The organism is Streptomyces sp. NPDC007264 (assembly GCF_042869095.1).
In the GTDB taxonomy this organism is placed as follows: Bacteria; Actinomycetota; Actinomycetes; order Streptomycetales; family Streptomycetaceae; genus Streptomyces.
In genome coordinates this window covers 22,186-38,154 of the sequence record NZ_JBIAFD010000012.1, presented here as the reverse complement: position 1 = coordinate 38,154, position 15,969 = coordinate 22,186, and the positions used below count along the sequence as shown (strand labels likewise).

16 protein-coding genes are annotated in these 15,969 nt (G+C 70.6%); 1 reads left to right on the top strand and 15 read right to left on the bottom strand.

Going from position 1 to position 15,969, the window contains the following annotated elements:
- Positions 1-104: 104 nt before the first annotated feature.
- Positions 105-845 (top strand): class I SAM-dependent DNA methyltransferase, encoded by a 741-nt coding sequence (locus ACFYMU_RS21380; RefSeq protein WP_388375290.1) that lies wholly within the window; start codon positions 105-107, stop codon positions 843-845.
- 64 nt (positions 846-909) lie between these two features.
- On the opposite strand, the gene ACFYMU_RS21375 is transcribed toward ACFYMU_RS21380, so the two are convergent.
- The 15 genes from ACFYMU_RS21375 to ACFYMU_RS21305 all read right to left on the bottom strand — a co-directional run bounded on the left by ACFYMU_RS21375 (position 910) and on the right by ACFYMU_RS21305 (position 15,876).
- Entirely contained in the window at positions 910-1,185 is a 276-nt protein-coding gene (locus ACFYMU_RS21375) for a ferredoxin (RefSeq protein WP_388375287.1), read from the bottom strand.
- On the bottom strand, positions 1,182-2,792 hold the full coding sequence (locus tag ACFYMU_RS21370) for an FAD-dependent oxidoreductase (protein ID WP_388375284.1): 1,611 nt from the start codon (positions 2,790-2,792) through the stop codon (positions 1,182-1,184). The genes ACFYMU_RS21375 and ACFYMU_RS21370 overlap by 4 nt, the downstream gene beginning before the upstream one ends.
- 106 nt (positions 2,793-2,898) lie before the next feature.
- Positions 2,899-3,717, bottom strand: coding sequence for a mycofactocin-coupled SDR family oxidoreductase (locus ACFYMU_RS21365; protein ID WP_388375281.1), 819 nt, complete (start codon positions 3,715-3,717; stop codon positions 2,899-2,901).
- Between the two features lie 33 nt (positions 3,718-3,750).
- Positions 3,751-5,217 carry an aldehyde dehydrogenase family protein gene (locus tag ACFYMU_RS21360; RefSeq protein WP_388375278.1) on the bottom strand — a complete coding sequence of 489 codons (1,467 nt, stop codon included), beginning with the start codon at positions 5,215-5,217 and terminating at the stop codon, positions 3,751-3,753.
- 75 nt (positions 5,218-5,292) lie between these two features.
- Positions 5,293-6,471, bottom strand: a complete 1,179-nt coding sequence (locus ACFYMU_RS21355; RefSeq protein ID WP_388375275.1) for a cytochrome P450 — start codon at positions 6,469-6,471, stop codon at positions 5,293-5,295.
- A 406-nt stretch (positions 6,472-6,877) separates the two neighbouring features.
- Complete coding sequence (locus tag ACFYMU_RS21350) at positions 6,878-7,528, bottom strand: TetR/AcrR family transcriptional regulator (RefSeq protein ID WP_388375272.1); 651 nt, start codon at positions 7,526-7,528, stop codon at positions 6,878-6,880.
- A gap of 448 nt (positions 7,529-7,976) precedes the next feature.
- Positions 7,977-8,420, bottom strand: coding sequence for a Zn-ribbon domain-containing OB-fold protein (locus tag ACFYMU_RS21345; RefSeq protein WP_388375269.1), 444 nt, complete (start codon positions 8,418-8,420; stop codon positions 7,977-7,979).
- Positions 8,417-9,610: a lipid-transfer protein gene (locus ACFYMU_RS21340; protein ID WP_388375266.1), complete on the bottom strand. Its 1,194-nt coding sequence runs from the start codon at positions 9,608-9,610 to the stop codon at positions 8,417-8,419. Before ACFYMU_RS21340 ends, ACFYMU_RS21345 begins: the two co-directional genes overlap by 4 nt.
- 137 nt (positions 9,611-9,747) lie before the next feature.
- On the bottom strand, positions 9,748-9,960 hold the full coding sequence (locus tag ACFYMU_RS21335; protein ID WP_388375264.1) for a hypothetical protein: 213 nt from the start codon (positions 9,958-9,960) through the stop codon (positions 9,748-9,750).
- Between the two features lie 42 nt (positions 9,961-10,002).
- Positions 10,003-11,127 carry an amidohydrolase family protein gene (locus ACFYMU_RS21330; RefSeq protein WP_388375261.1) on the bottom strand — a complete coding sequence of 375 codons (1,125 nt, stop codon included), beginning with the start codon at positions 11,125-11,127 and terminating at the stop codon, positions 10,003-10,005.
- A 419-nt stretch (positions 11,128-11,546) separates the two neighbouring features.
- Positions 11,547-12,170 carry a TetR/AcrR family transcriptional regulator gene (locus tag ACFYMU_RS21325; protein WP_388375259.1) on the bottom strand — a complete coding sequence of 208 codons (624 nt, stop codon included), beginning with the start codon at positions 12,168-12,170 and terminating at the stop codon, positions 11,547-11,549.
- Between the two features lie 162 nt (positions 12,171-12,332).
- Positions 12,333-13,253, bottom strand: coding sequence for a DUF2889 domain-containing protein (locus ACFYMU_RS21320; protein WP_388375256.1), 921 nt, complete (start codon positions 13,251-13,253; stop codon positions 12,333-12,335).
- Positions 13,254-13,541: 288 nt separating this feature from the next.
- Positions 13,542-14,300 carry an SDR family NAD(P)-dependent oxidoreductase gene (locus ACFYMU_RS21315; RefSeq protein ID WP_388375253.1) on the bottom strand — a complete coding sequence of 253 codons (759 nt, stop codon included), beginning with the start codon at positions 14,298-14,300 and terminating at the stop codon, positions 13,542-13,544.
- A 147-nt stretch (positions 14,301-14,447) separates the two neighbouring features.
- Complete coding sequence (locus ACFYMU_RS21310) at positions 14,448-15,020, bottom strand: DoxX family protein (RefSeq protein ID WP_388375251.1); 573 nt, start codon at positions 15,018-15,020, stop codon at positions 14,448-14,450.
- A gap of 43 nt (positions 15,021-15,063) precedes the next feature.
- Positions 15,064-15,876 carry an enoyl-CoA hydratase-related protein gene (locus ACFYMU_RS21305; protein ID WP_388375248.1) on the bottom strand — a complete coding sequence of 271 codons (813 nt, stop codon included), beginning with the start codon at positions 15,874-15,876 and terminating at the stop codon, positions 15,064-15,066.
- Positions 15,877-15,969: the final 93 nt, after the last annotated feature.

Genomic DNA, 15,969 nt, shown 5'->3' with positions numbered 1-15,969 from the left:
CTGATCGCGCCCACGACGGCGCGACGGCGCGGCGGTGCGGCGGTGCGGCCGTGCGCGGTAAATGCGTCGACAGCACCGATCAGCGCGCGGCACAGTGGCCACCCGTGACGAGCAGTGAGTTGTGGACGCGTGCGACCGCCGACCGCTACGACGCCGAGGAGACCGAGATGTCCTCGGCCGCCGTCCTCGGACCGACGGTCGCCTTCCTCGCCGACCTCGCGGGAGACGGCCGGGCACTGGAGTTCGCCATCGGGACCGGACGGGTGGGCATCCCGCTGCGGGAACGGGGCGTGCCGGTGGCGGGCGTCGAACTGTCCGAGCACATGGCTGCGGTCCTGCGGCGCAAGGCCGACGAGGACACCCTCCCGGTCACCATCGGGGACATGGCCACGACCGTCGTGCCCGGCGAGTTCACCCTGGTCTACCTCGTCTACAACACCATCTCGAACCTGCTCACGCAGGACGAGCAGGTCGAGTGCTTCCGCAACGCCGCACGTCATCTGACGCCCGGTGGCCGCTTCGTCGTCGAGCTGAACGTGCCGCCGCTGAGGTTCCTGCCGCCCGGGCAGGCGGCGGTGCCGTTCGACGTCTCCGAACGGCACCTCGGCTTCGACACCTTCGACCTGGTCGAGCAGATTCTGGTCTCGCACCACCTGACCCGCGACGGCGACGACGGCCGCTACCGCCGTGACGCCTCCCGGCACCGGTACGCCTGGCCGGCGGAGCTCGACCTGATGGCACGGATCGCGGGGCTCGAGCTGGAACGGCGCGTCGCGGACTGGGCCGGGGCACCGTTCACCCAGGACTCCGCGAAACACATCTCCGTGTGGCGCAAGCCGGCCTGAGGTCGGCCGCACCCCGTCCCGCGGCACCTTGACGCTGCCCCGACGGCTTCACCAGGGCCTCGCTTCAGGAAAGGGAGACGGCCCTCTCAGGGCAGGCCATGACCCCCCGGCGTGCCTGCGCCTCCAGGTGCGGCGGCACCTCGCTCTCCTCGAGAGTCACATAGCCGGCGTCGTCGAGTTCGAACAGTTCCGGAGCCACCGCATTGCATCGGGCGTGCCCGGAGCACTTGTTCCTGTCCACCGTGATCTTCATTGCCTTCTCCTCATTTCTTCGCGTTGTCGCGGGTATCGGGTGTGTCGGCCGCCGCCGTTCGCGGGCGGCGGCGAGAGAGATGCTCACGGCCGGTGCCCTCGCTCCAGGGCGACACGACGAAGCTCCTCGGGGTCGGCGATCTTGACGCGCGGGCGGCCGGCGGCTCGGCCCGCGGCCCGCTCGTGGGCGTCGATCGCCTCCCACGCCTTCAGGCCGAGGCCCGGCCCTGAGCCGGTCCCCGGCGTCTGCGGAGTGGGCAGCCTCCCGGCGAGGAAATCTGCCACGATCCCCGCGGCCGTCTCCTTGGCGCACATCTTGTTGGCACCGATGCCGCCCTTGGCACCCCGCTTGATCCATCCTGCGACGTAGGCACCGGCGACGCGTCGACCGGTGGCGGTGTCCAGGACGCGGCCGGCGTCGTTGGGTACCACCCCGCGCTCCTCGTCGAAGGGGAGTCCCGGCACGGGTCGGCCGCGGTAGCCGATGGCACGCACGACCAGGCCGCACGGGACGTCCTCGGTCTCGCCCGTGCGGGGGTCGGCCACGCGGATCGCCTCCACGCGGTCCTCACCGAGGATCCGGACGGGCGCCGACCAGAACCGCAGGCCCAGGTGGCGCCCCTGCTGCGGCGCGGTGCCGGGCAGGGCACGCAGGCGCTCGACCTTGAAACCCGCGGGCTCGCCCAGGGTGTCGGAGGACGGCTCGAGCCGCTGCGCGGTCACCGTCAGAGCGCTGTGCCTCTCCAGCCCCAGCAGTTCACCCGCGGAGAAGGCCGCGGCGTCCGGCCCGCGCCGGCCGAGCACCAGTACCTCGCGGATGTTTCCGGCCTCCAGTGCCTCCAGGACGTTCGCGGGCACGTCGGTACGCGTCAGGGAGGCCGGAGCGGACAGCAGGACACGGGCGACGTCGAGGGCGACGTTGCCGTTTCCGACCACGACCGCCCGCCGCGCGGAGAGGTCGAAGGTCTGGCCGAACCGGTCGGGATGGCCGTTGTACCAGCCCACCAGCTCCCCAGCGGTATGACTTCCGGGCAGCTGCTCCCCCGGAATGCCGAGGCTGCGTTCGCCGGCGGCGCCGACCGCCATGACCACGGCGTGATGGGCCGCCAGCAGGTCCTCGATACCGATGTCGGAGCCGACCTCGACCCCGAGGCGAACCGTCACCCCCGGGCGGCGCAGCGCGCGCCCGAGCCTGTCGGCCATCTTCTTGGGGCCTCGGTGGTCCGGGGCGACACCGAAGCGGACCAGGCCACCGGGCGTCATCAGCCGCTCGAAGACGGTGATCTCCGCCTGCAGGCCGCGGGTGGTCGCCAGTTCCTCAACGAGGTACTGGGCCGCCGGTCCGGTCCCCACGACGGCGACCGTGAGGGGGCCGGAGGCCTCGCCGTCGGACGGCTCGGGCGCCGCCGGACGGGCCGACGCCGCGGCCGCGCGGTGCCGCGGGTCGGCGTACCAGCGCCGGTTGAGCTCCAGGAAGGGCTCGTCCCCGGGTTCGAGTTCGAAGTCCGCGGTCACCGCGCCCACCGGGCACACGTCGGCGCAGGCGCCGCAGTCGATGCAGGCGTCCGGATCGACGTAGAGCATCTCGGCGTCGAGGTAGTCCGGCTCGTCGGGTGTCGGGTGGATGCAGTTCACCGGACACGCGGCCACGCAGCCGGCGTCGTTGCAGCAGGCCTGGGTGATGACGTGGGTCATCGGCGTCCTCCACAGGCGCTGAAGAAGAGCTCGATCGCGGCGGAGCGCCGCCGCACTGCACGGTCGGCACCCCGTGTGCGGGGTGCCGACCGCATGCTGCGAGTCGTCACCGGACGGAGAAGCCCGCGTCCAGGGCCCACTGGGTACCGGTGATGAACCTGGCCTCGTCGGAGACCAGGTAGGCGACCGCGTTCGCGATGTCCTCCGGCTGGAGGATCTCGATCGGCAGGGCGTTCTGCATGGCCGACATGTTGGAGTCGGGCCTGGCCATCATCCTGGCCATGGCCTCGTTCATGGTCATGCCGCTGGCGACACCGGTCGGGTGGATCGTGTTGACCCTGATCATCTCCGGCGCGTACTGGTTGGCGAGGACCTGCATGTAGCCGACCAGGCCGCGCTTGGCGGCCGTGTACGCCTGCGAGCTGGGCTCGTCGCTGCCGGTGCCCTTCAGACCCGCACTGGAGCTGGTGATCACGATGGAACCGCCGCGGTTGCCCGCGCGGAGCGTGGGCAGTGCCGCCTGCACCGTGTTGAAGGTGCCGGTGAGCAGGATGTCGATGGTGTCCTGCCACTCGCGCACGGGGTCCTGCACGTCGCCCAGGCGGATGATGCCGGCGTTGGCGATGACGATGTCGATGCGCCCGAACGCCTCGACTCCCTCGTCGACGGCCGCCTTGACCGCCTGCGCATCGCGCACGTCGGCCTTGCGGCCGATCATCCGGCGCCCCTCCTTCTCGACGAGCGCGACGGTCTCGGCGAGCTCCTGGGGGGTGGCGCACGGGTAGTTCATCGACGGGATGTCCTCGCAGATGTCGATGCCGATGATGTCGGCACCCTCGCGAGCGAGCCTTACGGCGTGGGCCCGGCCCTGGCCCCGTGCGACGCCGGTGATGAAGGCGACGCGGCCTTCCAGAGATCCTGACATTGGTCTTCTCCTGTGTGCTTCGGTGACGGACGGTCAGACGGACATCGCGATGCCGACGGCCTTGACGCGCAGGAACTCCTCGATGCCCTGCCGGCCGCCTTCCTTGCCCATGCCCGACAGCCCGAAGCCTCCGAAGGGCCGGCCGATCTTCAGGTTCTGGGCGCCGTTGACGAGGGTCTCGCCGGCGTCGAGTTCGGCCGCCAGCCGGGTGGCTCGGTTCAGGTCCTTGGTCTGGACGTAGGAGGACAGCCCGTAGCGGGTGTTGTTGGCGATCGCCAGCGCCTCCTCCTCGGTGCTGAACTTGAAGATGGCCAGCACCGGGCCGAAGACCTCGTTCTGCGCGAGGTCGGAGTCGGGGTCGACGTCGGTGAAGACGGTCGGCTGGATGTAGTAGCCGTCGGCGAGTTCACCGCCGATGCGCTCGCCGCCGGTGATCAGGGTGGCGCCGTCGGCCTCGGCCTTCTCGATGACGCCGAGGATCCGGGTGAGTGCGGCCTCGTTGACGACCGGTCCGGTGAAGACCGCGGGGTCGAACGGGTCGCCGATCGCGATCGACTCCGCGATCGCCTTGACCCGGGCGACGACCTCGTCGTGGACGGTGTCCTGCACCAGGAGGCGGGTGGCGTAGGCGCAGCCCTGGCCGGTCAGGAGCGAGAGGGAGAAGGTGGTCGCGATCGCGCAGGCGGAGTCGAGGTCGGCGTCGTCGAAGACGATGTTCGCCGACTTGCCGCCGAGTTCGAGCACGGCCGGCTTCATCGTCTCGGCGCAGCTCTGGAGGATCCTGGTGGCCGTCACCGGTCCGCCGGTGAAACTGACCTTCTTGACCAGCGGATGGGTCACCAGCTGGGCGCCCGCCTCGGCGGTGCCGGGAAGCAGGTTGATCACTCCCGGCGGGAAGCCGGCCTCCTCGACGAGGTCCATGAACAGCTCGCCGGCGAACGGGGTCAGCTCTGACGGCTTGACGACCACGGTGTTGCCCGCGGCGACCGCTGCCGGAATCTTCATGGCGAGCGAGATCAGCGGGCCGTTCCAGGTGATGATGATGCCCACCACGCCGTAGGGCTGGGCCAGGGTGTAGCCGAGCTCGCCGTCGCAGACCGGGTTCCCGGTCAGGTCGCCCTGGATCTTGTCCGCCCAGCCTGCGTAGTAGCGGGTCCACTCCGAGCAGGTCGCGGCGAAGGGGGTGCCTATCGTGACGGGGGTGCCGTTGTCGAGGGCGCCGAGGCGGGCGAACTCGACGGCGTTCTCGTCCAGCAGGTCGGCCAGCTTGTGCAGCATGGCGCGGCGGGCCGCCGGGGCGACCTTGCGCCAGGACTGGTACGCCTGGTGCGCCGCGTCCACGGCGGCGTCGACCTCCTGCTTGTCGGCCAGCGGGATCTGCGCGTCCACCTGGCCCGTCACCGGGCTGATGTGGTCGTAGAACCCGCCGGCTCCGGCCTCGAGGCGCTCGCCGTTGATGTGAAGGTGAACCTTCGGCGGGGTACGGTCAATGTCGGACATCTTTGTCTTTCCGTATGGCTGGCTTGCTGGGCAGCGGGGGATGGGTGGGGAGGGGGCCCGCCGGACGACCGGCGTTCAGAGGGAGTTGCTCGGCCGGACCTCGACCGGGAGTCCCAGCAGCCCGTGCACGTTGGCGTAGTAGGCGGTGACCTCGGCGCCGTCCTTGACCCGGTAGTCGGCCAGGGCGCGGTGCCACTCCGTGAGTGCCACGTTCAGTTCGATGCGGGCGAGGTGAGAGCCCAGGCACCGGTGCGGACCGGCGCCGAAGGTCAGGTGCGGGGCGGCGTCGGGGCGGTCGAAGCTGACCTTCTCGCCGTCGCTGATGAACGTGTGGTCGCGGTTGGCCGAGACCAGCGGGAACAGGATCAGGTCGCCTTCCCGCAGCTGGTGGCCGTCGAGCTCGTAGTCCTGCGTCACCTTGCGGCCGATCTCGGCGACCGCGTAGTAGCGCAGCAGTTCTTCGACGACGTCCTCGGTGGGCTCACCGTTCACGACGAGCCGGGCCACATGCTCGCGGTCCTTCGGCTGGGTGGCCAGGTGGTACAGCATGTACGACAGGCTGGAGGCGACCGTGTCGAGCCCCGCCATGAACAGCAGCAGGGAGCAGTTCACGAGCGCCTCGTCCGACGGCTTCTGCCCGTCGAACTCCCAGTCGAGCATGTCGGTCAGCAGGCCCGGGGTGGGCGAGGGGTCGGCGCGGCGGCGCGGGATCTCCTGGGCGAAGTACCGCATCGCGCTGAGCGCGCCGGCTTCCTGGCGGGCCGGGTCGCACTGCCCGTTCTCGTCCGGGGCGATGATCTGGTTCTCCCAGACCAGGAAATTCGGCAGCTCCTCGACCGGAAGCCCCATCAGATCGAGGAACACGGAGGTGGTGAAGGGCAGTGCGAAGTCCTCCAGGACGTCGCACTCGCCTTTCGCGGCGATCGCGGCGATCAGCTTGCGACAGCGGGCCTCGAGGTCGGGACGCATCTCGCTCATCCGCTTGGGGCTGAAGAAACGGGCGAGCATCTGCCGCCACGGCGTGTGCTCCGGCGGGTCGAGCTGGATGGGGATCATCTTGTACGGCGGCTCGGGGGTGAGCGGCGAGAGGACGCAGCTGGAGAAGACCTGCGGCTTCTGCAGACAGTCGCGGATCAGATCGTGGTCGAGAACCATCCAGTACCAGCGGTCGGGCTCCTGGACCTTGACCACCTTGGCCGTCCGGCGGACCCGGTCGAACCGGTCGCCGGCCTCGGCCACGGACCCCTTACCCATGATCGTGTGATCTGTCAAGACTCGGGCTGTTGTGGGCATAGCATTTTCACCGCCAAGGATTGACTCAATGTGTCAATTTACTGAAGGGACAGTAACCTCGCCAGAAGGCGGCGTCTAGCCCTTGAGGGGAGAGGAAATCCGACAAACCGCGCACCCGATCCGGCGTGCCACGGGACATGGGCGCACAAAACCGCCCGTCGGCACCGCGTCAGAACAGTCCGAGGTCGGCGGGTGGGCGGGTGGGCTCTGTCATCGGCGGCCTGAGACGTGGCGCTTCGTAGAACGATCACCACGTCGGCTACGCACGGAAGTTGTCCGAATCAACCGCTGTACGGCGATCGGCGCACATCGGCCACGCCGACGAAATCAGGCGGAACACCCGGTCACAGCACTAGGCGCGGAGCTCTCAGGCGGAGGCTCCGCGAGGCGCTTCGCCCCTCGGCTTGAAGCCGTCACGCAGCGCGTCCTGGACCTGGGTCAGCAACGTCTGCCAGTCGTCCACCGCACCGCGGTTGAACCAGTAGTGGGTCGCGCCTTCGACAGCGGCCACCAGGGCCGCGGAAAGCACGAGAGGGCGCGGATCGTCCAGCAGCCCGACATTCAGCGACTTGGCAACCCACTCGGCAAGGCGGTCCGCCAGTTCCCTGCCCCCGTAGGCCTTCTCGTGGAGCTCGGGGACGAACTGCATCGCCCTGCTCCAGCTCGCGAAGTGGCCCATCTCGTCGGCGGCGACCACCGCGAGCGACTTGAACACCTCGAACATCGCGTCGAGCGGATCCGGATCGTCCGCCAGCGCGGACATGGCCTTGAGCTGGCTGGCGCGACGCCGACGCGGCAGTGCCAGCAGCAGGTCCTCCTTGAGCGGGAAGTACCGCGTGACCGTACGGCGAGAGACTCCCGCGGCCTCGGCGACCTCGGTGACGGTGACGTTGGCGTAGCCCCGCTCGGCGAAGAGACCGATGGCTATGTGCTCGATCTCGAGGGCAATACGACTGCGGCGGCGGGTCCAGCCGTCCCCCTCCGCCTTCTTGCCGTCGATGACCTCGGCCTCGCTCACGGCTACATGCTAGCGCCAAGCAAAGCGCCCGGTGGCCGCCCCGGTACTCCGGCTACGGCGACGAGCCGGCGGACGGGGCGTTCACGCGAGCGCGGACTTCCGTCGGCACGGAGGCACCGCACGGTTGGTCTACCCTCCGCTCTGCCGCGTCAGCGACCGTACGGCAGCCTGCGGGCGTTCCGACCGAGGGAGCGGATGCTGATCGCTGCGGACACCGGTGCCGTGCGATCGGCCGGTCCGGCCGACGCATCCTCCGAAACACATACCCATGCACAGGGCCCCGGCAGGGGCCGGGCGGCAGGGCCGCCTCACGGCCGTACTGGGAGCGGGGCTTCCGCGCATCGTCATGCGGATGCGCCCTCTGCTGGCGGCAGGGGCGTCCCGGGACGAGGCCCTGCAGGCCGTGGGGTCCTGATCCGGGGGCGGACAGGCGGTCCTTCCCGTCGGCTCAGCGCTGCTCGGCCGGCTCCACGGCCCGGAACACCGGGAGCTGCCAGCCGTCCGCGATGGGCCAGAAGTCGACCGCCAACCGCATCCCGATGCGGACGTCCGCCGGGTCGACATCGATGATGTTGGAGACCAGCCGCGCGCCGGGCGCGTCGGGCAGGTCGACCACCGCCGCCACCATCGTCACGTCCGGCAGCCCCGGGAAGCCGTGTATGACCGTGAAGCTGTAGACCTCGCCCTGACCGGACAGGCGCACCCAGTCGACGGCGGTCGACTGGCATTCCGGGCAGAACGGCGTCGGCGGCATCCGGAAGTGCCCGCAGTCGGCGCACTCGCACGCCACGAGCCGGCGCTCCTTGGCGGCCTGCCAGAACGGCTCGGTGGCCGAGTCGGTGGTGATGTGCACCCTGTCGCCCGGAAGCGCCTGTGCCCGTACCGCGCTCACGCGTCACGCCCCAGGATCAGGCCGCTGACCGGCAGGTGGGCGGGGCCGCCGGTGACCAGTGCCAGTTCGGCGTCCCGGACCTGATTGATCGCTGTTCCCCGCATCTGCTCCACGGCTTCCAGGATGTGGGTCATTCCGATGATGTACGCCTCGGACAGTTGCCCACCGTGTGTGTTGACGGGTGTCGATCCGCCCTCGTACCGAATGGCGCCGCTCTCCACGAACGCTCCGCCCTCGCCCTTGGCGCAGAATCCGTAGTCCTCCAACTGCATCACCACCAGCGGTGTGAAGTGGTCGTACAGCAGAGCCACGTCGATGTCGGCGGGGCCGATGCCCGCCTGCGTGTAGAGCCGGTCGGCGATCGGCTTGTGACCGGACGAGGCGAAGTACTCGTCCGGCATGCCCATCCAGCCGAACGCCCGGCCCCAGTCCCGGTGCCCGCCGTGCGCCGCGGCGACCACCGGCACGGGCTTCTGCCGCAGGTCGCGGGCACGGTCGAGACTCGTGGTGATCACCGCGACCGCGCCCTCGGTCTCCAGGCAGAAGTCGTACAGGCACAGCGGTTCGGCGATCATCCGGGCGGAGAAGTAGTCGTCCGAGGTCAGCGGCGTGCGCATCCGGGCCTTCGGGCGGTTCAGCGCGTTGAGCCGGGTGGAGATCGCCACTTCGGCGAACGCCTCACGCCGCGTTCCGTAGAGGTGCATGTGGCGCCGGGTGAGGACCGACATCAGATGGCCAGGGCCGGACAGCCCGGAAGGCTGGAGGAACGAGCCCAGCGGGTCCGGCGGTGCCTGGGCGAACACGCTGCCCAGACGGTGCTTGTCCTGCTGGAGCGCCATGACGGTCACCACGTGGGTGGCGTCGCCGGCCACGATGGCGGCCCGGGCCAGGCCGATCGCCCCGGCCGATCCGCCGCCGCCCGAGGTGAGAGTGGCGGTGAAGGACACCTCGGGGATTCCGAGCGTCTCCATGAACACGGCGGTGTCCAGCTTCTGCCCGTATCCCGCGCCCGCGCTCGAGTAGTAGGCGAACCCGTCGATGTCCTTCACCGACAGGCCGGCGTCCTCGCAGGCGGCGAGGATCGCCTTGCCGGCCAGTTCGGTGATCGTCCGGGGTGCGGACCCGCCGCGCCGGTAGTACGGCGTGGCGCCCACCCCGACGATGGCGACATCCCGTGCTGCAATGTCCACTTCAGCCATTCTCCCTGGCATTTTGATCATGTGGATGGGGGACAAAAGGGGGGTCCCGCAGTTTGCGGGGGACCTGTCCGACTCGACCGGCCGAGCGTTCGGCCGCACGGTTGCGGGCGACCGAACGCTCTTCCGGCCTACTGGTTCGGGGCCTGTCCCGAGCCGGTGTGCCGGCGGGCGAGACGCAGGCCCTCCTCCCGGCCGGGTGCGATGGTCTCCCACTGCTCGCAGGAGCAGGCACACACATAGGTGCCGTCGCCCCGCGGGATCACCGACTGCGCCACGCACTCGCCGGAGAGTCTCGCCTCCTGCATGAACTCCAGGGGCGAGTCGTACATCAGGTCAGACATGGTTCAGCCACCCGTCCTCGGCACCGTTGGGGACCATGCCTGTCAGGCCGCGGCCGGCACTGCCGGCACACCGGGGAACAGTTCGTTGAAGGCACCGACCGTGATGCGTTCCCTGACCTTCGGGTCCACCCCGTCGAAGAGCCCGTGCAGCGTCTCCTGCGTGTGCCCGTAGGTCCCCTCCATGTGGGGGTAGTCGCTGCCCCACATGACCTTGTCGTAGCCCATCGCCGTCATGGCGCCGATCGCCGACCGGTCGTGCTGGAAGGAGGCGTACACCTGCGAGTAGATGATCTCGCGCGGCGAGCGCTTCAGCTTCGGGCGCACCGCCATGGCGTGCTGACGGTAGCCCTCCTCGATCCGGTCGGCGATGAAGGGCACCCAGGTGGCGCCGCCCTCGGCGATCAGGACCTTCAGGTTCGGGTGCCGGTCGAGGGCGCCGGAGGCGACCAGCTTGGTGACCACGCGCTGGCCGCCGTAGGTGGTCTCGGTGTAGTTCAGCACCGCGCCGCCGGGACCGCGGAAGGTCTGGCCCACCGCCCCGCCGGAGCTGAGGTCGATCGGGTCGGTGCCGATGTGGAAGGCCAGCACGATGCCGGCCGCCTCTGCCGCCGCCCAGAACGGCTCCCACTCGTCCCGGTTGTAGTCCTTCTGGAGCGGGTGCGGAGCGGTGGGCATGAAGATCGCCCGGTAGCCCATGGCCGCCACCCGCTCCAGCTCGGCGACCGCGTCGTCGATGTCGAGCGTGGAGACCTGGGCGGTGGTGACCAGCCGCGGCGAGGCCTTCTCGATGGTGTCCCAGGCCCAGTCGTTGCTCACCCGCAGGGCCTCACGAAGCACCTCAGGTGTACGGAAGGAGGAACTCCACATCCCCAGGGAGGGGAAGACCAACTCGGCCCAGATGCCTTCCTGGTCCAGGTCGGGGATGCGCTTGGAGATGTCATGGGCGCCCGGGGCGCGGTGGCTCGCCTCGTAGAACTCCTGGAGCTTGGGGTTCGGCAGCTTGCGCCGGAAGGACATCCCGTCGATGTGCACGGTCTCCCACTGCCCGTCGGGGTCCTTCTCCGACCTCGGCACCAGGTCGGCAAGCCGCTTGGGCAGGTTGGTGCGCCACAGGTCGTCGGGCTCCAGGAAGTGGGAGTCGCCCGAGTTGGCCCAGATTGTTTCCATGATGCTTCCCCTACGGTGATGTGTGTGGGCGACGGGTGTACGGCGGCCGGTCACGGGTGCGGTCCGGCGCCGAAGCAGTGCGGGCCCGTCGCGCTCGTCGGGATCCGAATCCCACGGCGGTCGGCATTCGGCGGTCGTGTCACAGACCGAGCCTCTTTGAAAATGCCGTTTTCAGCATCATCCGCACAGGGCCACCCCTTGTCAACACCCCTTCCGGGCGAGACGGAGCCACGAAGGTGCGAAATCACCGCAGACTGCGGGCGTTATCCGCTCGATCGGCGGGTGCGGTCGGGGCCGGGACCGCACCCGGACGTTGTCCGTGGCGCCACTGAACCGCCGGAGGCGTTGAAAGTGGCGTTCTCATCTCGGTGGTACACCGCTCGACACCGCACTGAGGCGTCGCAGCGGTACCCGGGAGCTCAGCCCTTCTGCGCGGTGCCCTCCGGGGCACGTCCCCCCGCCGCCCCCAGGGCCCGGAACGCGAATTCGACCACCTGTGCCGCCACGTCCGCCGCACTCACCGAGGCCGAGCGCCTCATCTGCTCATCGAGCGCCTGGAAGAGCACTGCGCGGATCGCCCAGGCATCGGTCTCCGGATCGGTCAGGGGGAACGAGCCGTCCTCGCGCCCCCGGTGCAGGATCTGCGCGATCGCCGCCGTCTGGGCCGCCCCGAAACGCTCCCGCTCGACGGCGTACCCGGTGGCACGCTGCGCTTCCTCGGACGTCATGACCTGAACATGCTTGCGGCGCTGCGCCTGGGACGTCAGCCGCAGCGTCACCTCGATCCACACCCGCAGGGCCTCCGGCGGCGTGGAGGCACGGGCCGCCGCGCTCTGCAGTTCGCTGAGCACCCGCTCGCTGTCCCGGCGGAACATGGCCAGCAGGAGGCCGTCCTTGGAGTCGAAGTGCCGGTAGAAGGCGCGGGTCGACAGGCCGGCGGCCTTGAGGATGTCGTTGACGGAGACGCTTCCCCCGTTGCTCGCCGCGAGACACCGGTACGCGGCATCGATGATCCGCTCACGTTCCTCGGATCCGGTCGCCACCGGCGTCGCCTCCCTCGTCCTCGCCTGCGCGGGCAACTCCCGTACGGTCGCCGGTGACCCGCGTTCGTCCCGAGACGCCCAGGATATCGACGTACTTCCGCGCTCCCGGACCCGACCGCCGGGGTCGTCCCCTCGGCGGCGGCCCCGCGGCGCGGGGACCGGTCAGCGTTCCAGGGCTCTCGCAAGCGTCATCACGTCGCCGAGCGAGCGCAACTGGTCGTTGAGGTGGGTGCAGGTGGAGATCCCGCGGAACTCTTCGCGCACGGCGTCGCGGACGTCGACGAGGCTCCGCCCGGCCAGTCGGCCCGCGCTGCCCACCGCGGCCGGACACTCCAGCCACGGCAGCACCCGCGCCGTGGCCACCGCCTCCAGTACCACCCAGCTGTCCGGCCGCACGGTGGCGTGCACCTCGTACTCGTGGATGACGGTTTCCAGCCCTTCGGCGCTGACATGGCTGTCGCGGAAGAAGGAGTTCACGGTGATCACCTCCCCACCCGCCACATCGAGGCGGCGGCGCCGACGCATCCCGTGCGGCGGGAGCGGATCGAGGTCGTGCCAGGTCAGCGGGTCGTCCGGACGGTCCAGCGAGGGCGCGCACGGGCCGGTCACCACGGGCGGCCGTCTGCCGACCGCCACCTCCGCCATGATGGTGCCGCCGACACGAAAGCCGGCACACAGATCCGCCACCTGCCGGTAGCCGGCCCGTCCGACCGGATCGCCCGCACCGGCCGCCCCCACCGCGTAGCCGGAGACCAGGGCCGCACCGGGCACGTCGTCGAGCAGCAGGTGCAGCAACGAACCGGCGGCCACCTCTCCGGGCGCCAACTCGCCGACCCTGCGCCTGAAGCCCGAGGCGGCGGGAACGCCGACCAGGCCGTCGAGACCGGGGACGTCCGGGGCGGCGGTCACCGCTGTCACCTTGCGGCCGTCGAGGAAGGCGACCTCGAGGGCGGCCCCGGCTTCGCCGATCACCGCCGTCGATCCGTCCGGAGCCGTGTACAGGTCCCGCCCCGCACCCCGCAGCAGGAGGTGCCCGAGCACGCCTTCCGGGCGGAGCATGTCGATGCTGCTGGTGCGGCGCACGGAGCCGGGTGTCCGCGGCGGTGTGCCGATCGTCGGATCATGCGTCCCATGCCGCGGGTGAACTGCCCGCTGCCCGCCGCTCACCACTGCTCCGTGCCGGGAATCCGGGCCACCGTCATCACAGTCCTTCCTTCCGGGAATCACCATCGAGCCGAACACCGAGAACCGTCCGGATCCAGAACCGTCCGGATCCGGGCCCGCGGTGCGGCACGGTGAACCTCGCCGGACGCGCTGCGGACGGCGGACCCGGATATCGGGCACCGGCCGTCCGTTCCACCGGGACGGCGGTCAGCGCGGCGCCATGCGCAGGGCGCCGTCCATGCGGATCGTCTCGCCGTTGAGGTAGTCGTGGGCAATGATCGACAGGGCCAGTTGAGCGTACTCGTCCGGCCGGGCGAGACGGCGGGGGAAAGGCACACCGGCGGCCAGATTTGCCCGGAACTCCTCGGAGACCGTGGCCAGCATCGGCGTCTCCACGATGCCCGGGGCGATCGTGCACACCCGGATGCCGTACTGCGCGAGGTCGCGGGCGGCAGGCAGGGTCAGGCCGACCACCCCGCCTTTGGAAGAGGAGTACGCCACCTGGCCGATCTGCCCCTCGAAGGCGGCGACCGAGGCGGTATTGATCACCACACCGCGCTGGCCGTTCTCGTCGGCCTCGGTCCGGGAGATCGCCTCGGCGGCGACGGCGAGAACGGTGAAGGTGCCGATCAGGTTGACCTGGACGACCTTGGCGTAGAGGTCGAGGTCATGGACGCCCTTCTTGCCGAGGACTCGCATGGAGGGGCCGATTCCGGCGCAGTTGACGACCGTACGCAGGGGTACGCCGCTTTCGGCGGCCGTCCCGACGGCCGCCCGCACCTCGTCGCCGTTGGTCACGTCGGTGGCGACATAGGTGATGCCGTCGACGACCGGAGCCTTCTCGATGCTTGTGGCGAGGTCGAGGGCGAAGACCCTCGCCCCCTGCTCCGCGAGGGCCGCCGCGGTCGCCCTGCCGAGGCCGGACGCCCCGCCGGTGACGATGGCCGCGGTGTTGTTCAGCTGCATTTCTTCTCCGTTGTCTGCGTTCTGTGTCGGGGTCCGAGCCTTCGAGTATCCGCGCGTGCCCGTTCTCCTCGGGCGGCGCCCCCGGGCCGGGCGGCGAGTGCGAGGGCGCGACAGTTCGCCGCCCGGGCCTCGTCTGCGCGGTGGGGTTCAGTCGGTGACCGTGCGTGCGGTCGCGGCGTCCGCCGTGTCCTCGGCGGGCTTGTCGTCCGGCCGGTAGCAGAGCTTCAGCAGGGCAGCGGCGCCCAGCCCTCCGAGTCCGGCGGCGGCCAGCGCCGGGCGTACGCCCCGGCCGCGGCGCCCCAGCAGGCCGTCGACCGAGTAACGGCCGTGTCCGAGGGCTGCCAGCGCCACCGCCGTCCCGCCCGCCACAGCGGTGTACTCCCAGCCGCCCTTGAAGACGAAGAAGCCCTTGCCGCGGTGGTCGGTGCGGGCGGCCACCGCCATCAGGCCGACCGCGGCGGCGGCCGGCAGCGGATTGGCCGCGCCCAGGGCGAGCCCCGCGCCGGCTGCCATCTCGGTGGCCGCGGCCACCCGTGCGTGCAGTGACGCGGGCCGCAGCCCCAGGGACTCGAACCATCCGGTGGTGCCCTCGATTCCGCCGGGGCCTTTCACCTTGTTCCAGCCGTGTGCGAAGAGCATCGGTCCCAGTACGGCGCGCAGCAGCAAGGACGCGGTGTCCAGGGCGGTGTTGTCGGCTCCGGCTCGGCGGGGCGTCGGCATGCGTCGGACTCCTTCGGAAGGGAATGGGGGGATCGGGTGCGGACTACCGCGGGGAGAGCGGCGGAAAGACGGGCGGGCGCCTTTCGGCACGGGCGGCCAGCGCCTCGGTGAGGTCGGGCCCGTCGAAGCTGGCGTCCATCCGGGTCAGGGCGCCGGCCAGCGCCTCGGTGCGGGTCCGCTCCAGGTCGGCGTAGACCTGGGCCTTGATGGCGGCCAGCGACGCCGGTGAGCAGGCGGCGGCCAGTTCCGCCGCGTGGTCGACGGCCCGGGCCAGTAGCTCCCCGGGGTCGGTGACGTGGTGGACCAGGCCGATCCGGGCGGCCTCGGTCGCGCCGACGGTCCGGCCGGACAGCAGCAGGTCCATGGCGTGCGGAGTGCCGATCACCCGGGGCAGCAGCCACGACACCCCGTACTCGGCCACCAGCCCCATCCGGGCGAAGCTGGTGCTGATCGACGCGTCCGAAGCGGCGTAGCGGATGTCGCTGCCCAGCAGGTAGGCGAATCCGATACCCGCCACCGGGCCGTTGACCGCCGCGACCACCGGCTTGCGCAGCCGCAGCGCCAGGTCCGGCAGGTCCTCCCGCGGCGGCAGGAAGCGGCGTATCTCCTCCGCACCCCCGCCCAGGACGGACAGGTCCGCGCCGGCGCAGAAGCCGCGCCCCTCACCGGTGACCACGACGGCCCGCACCGCCGGATCGGCGTCGGCCTCCCGCAGGGCCCCCGCATAGGCGCGCGCCATCCCCAGGGTCATCGCGTTGAGCACACGCGGACGGTTGAAACTGATGACGGCGACCGCCCGTTCATGACGGACCAGCACGCTGTCCCCGTCGGCCGTATGAGCCGTGCCAATGGTCATCTGCACCTTCTCCTCGGACATGGTTCTGCCGGCCCGCCGGTGAGAGCACCGCGCGTGGTGAGGGCAGGCTCGGATCGCATCCCGGTGATCTCC

Bases quoted from the DNA above. Each gene is read 5' to 3' on its own strand.
- ACFYMU_RS21370 (WP_388375284.1), bottom strand. From the start codon at position 2,792: ATGACCCACGTCATCACCCAGGCCTGCTGCAACGACGCCGGCTGCGTG.
- ACFYMU_RS21365 (WP_388375281.1), bottom strand. From the start codon at position 3,717: ATGTCAGGATCTCTGGAAGGCCGCGTCGCCTTCATCACCGGCGTCGCA.
- ACFYMU_RS21360 (WP_388375278.1), bottom strand. From the start codon at position 5,217: ATGTCCGACATTGACCGTACCCCGCCGAAGGTTCACCTTCACATCAAC.
- ACFYMU_RS21355 (WP_388375275.1), bottom strand. From the start codon at position 6,471: ATGGGTAAGGGGTCCGTGGCCGAGGCCGGCGACCGGTTCGACCGGGTC.
- ACFYMU_RS21335 (WP_388375264.1), bottom strand. From the start codon at position 9,960: ATGTCTGACCTGATGTACGACTCGCCCCTGGAGTTCATGCAGGAGGCG.
- ACFYMU_RS21330 (WP_388375261.1), bottom strand. From the start codon at position 11,127: ATGGAAACAATCTGGGCCAACTCGGGCGACTCCCACTTCCTGGAGCCC.
- ACFYMU_RS21315 (WP_388375253.1), bottom strand. From the start codon at position 14,300: ATGCAGCTGAACAACACCGCGGCCATCGTCACCGGCGGGGCGTCCGGC.
- ACFYMU_RS21310 (WP_388375251.1), bottom strand. From the start codon at position 15,020: ATGCCGACGCCCCGCCGAGCCGGAGCCGACAACACCGCCCTGGACACC.
- ACFYMU_RS21305 (WP_388375248.1), bottom strand. From the start codon at position 15,876: ATGACCATTGGCACGGCTCATACGGCCGACGGGGACAGCGTGCTGGTC.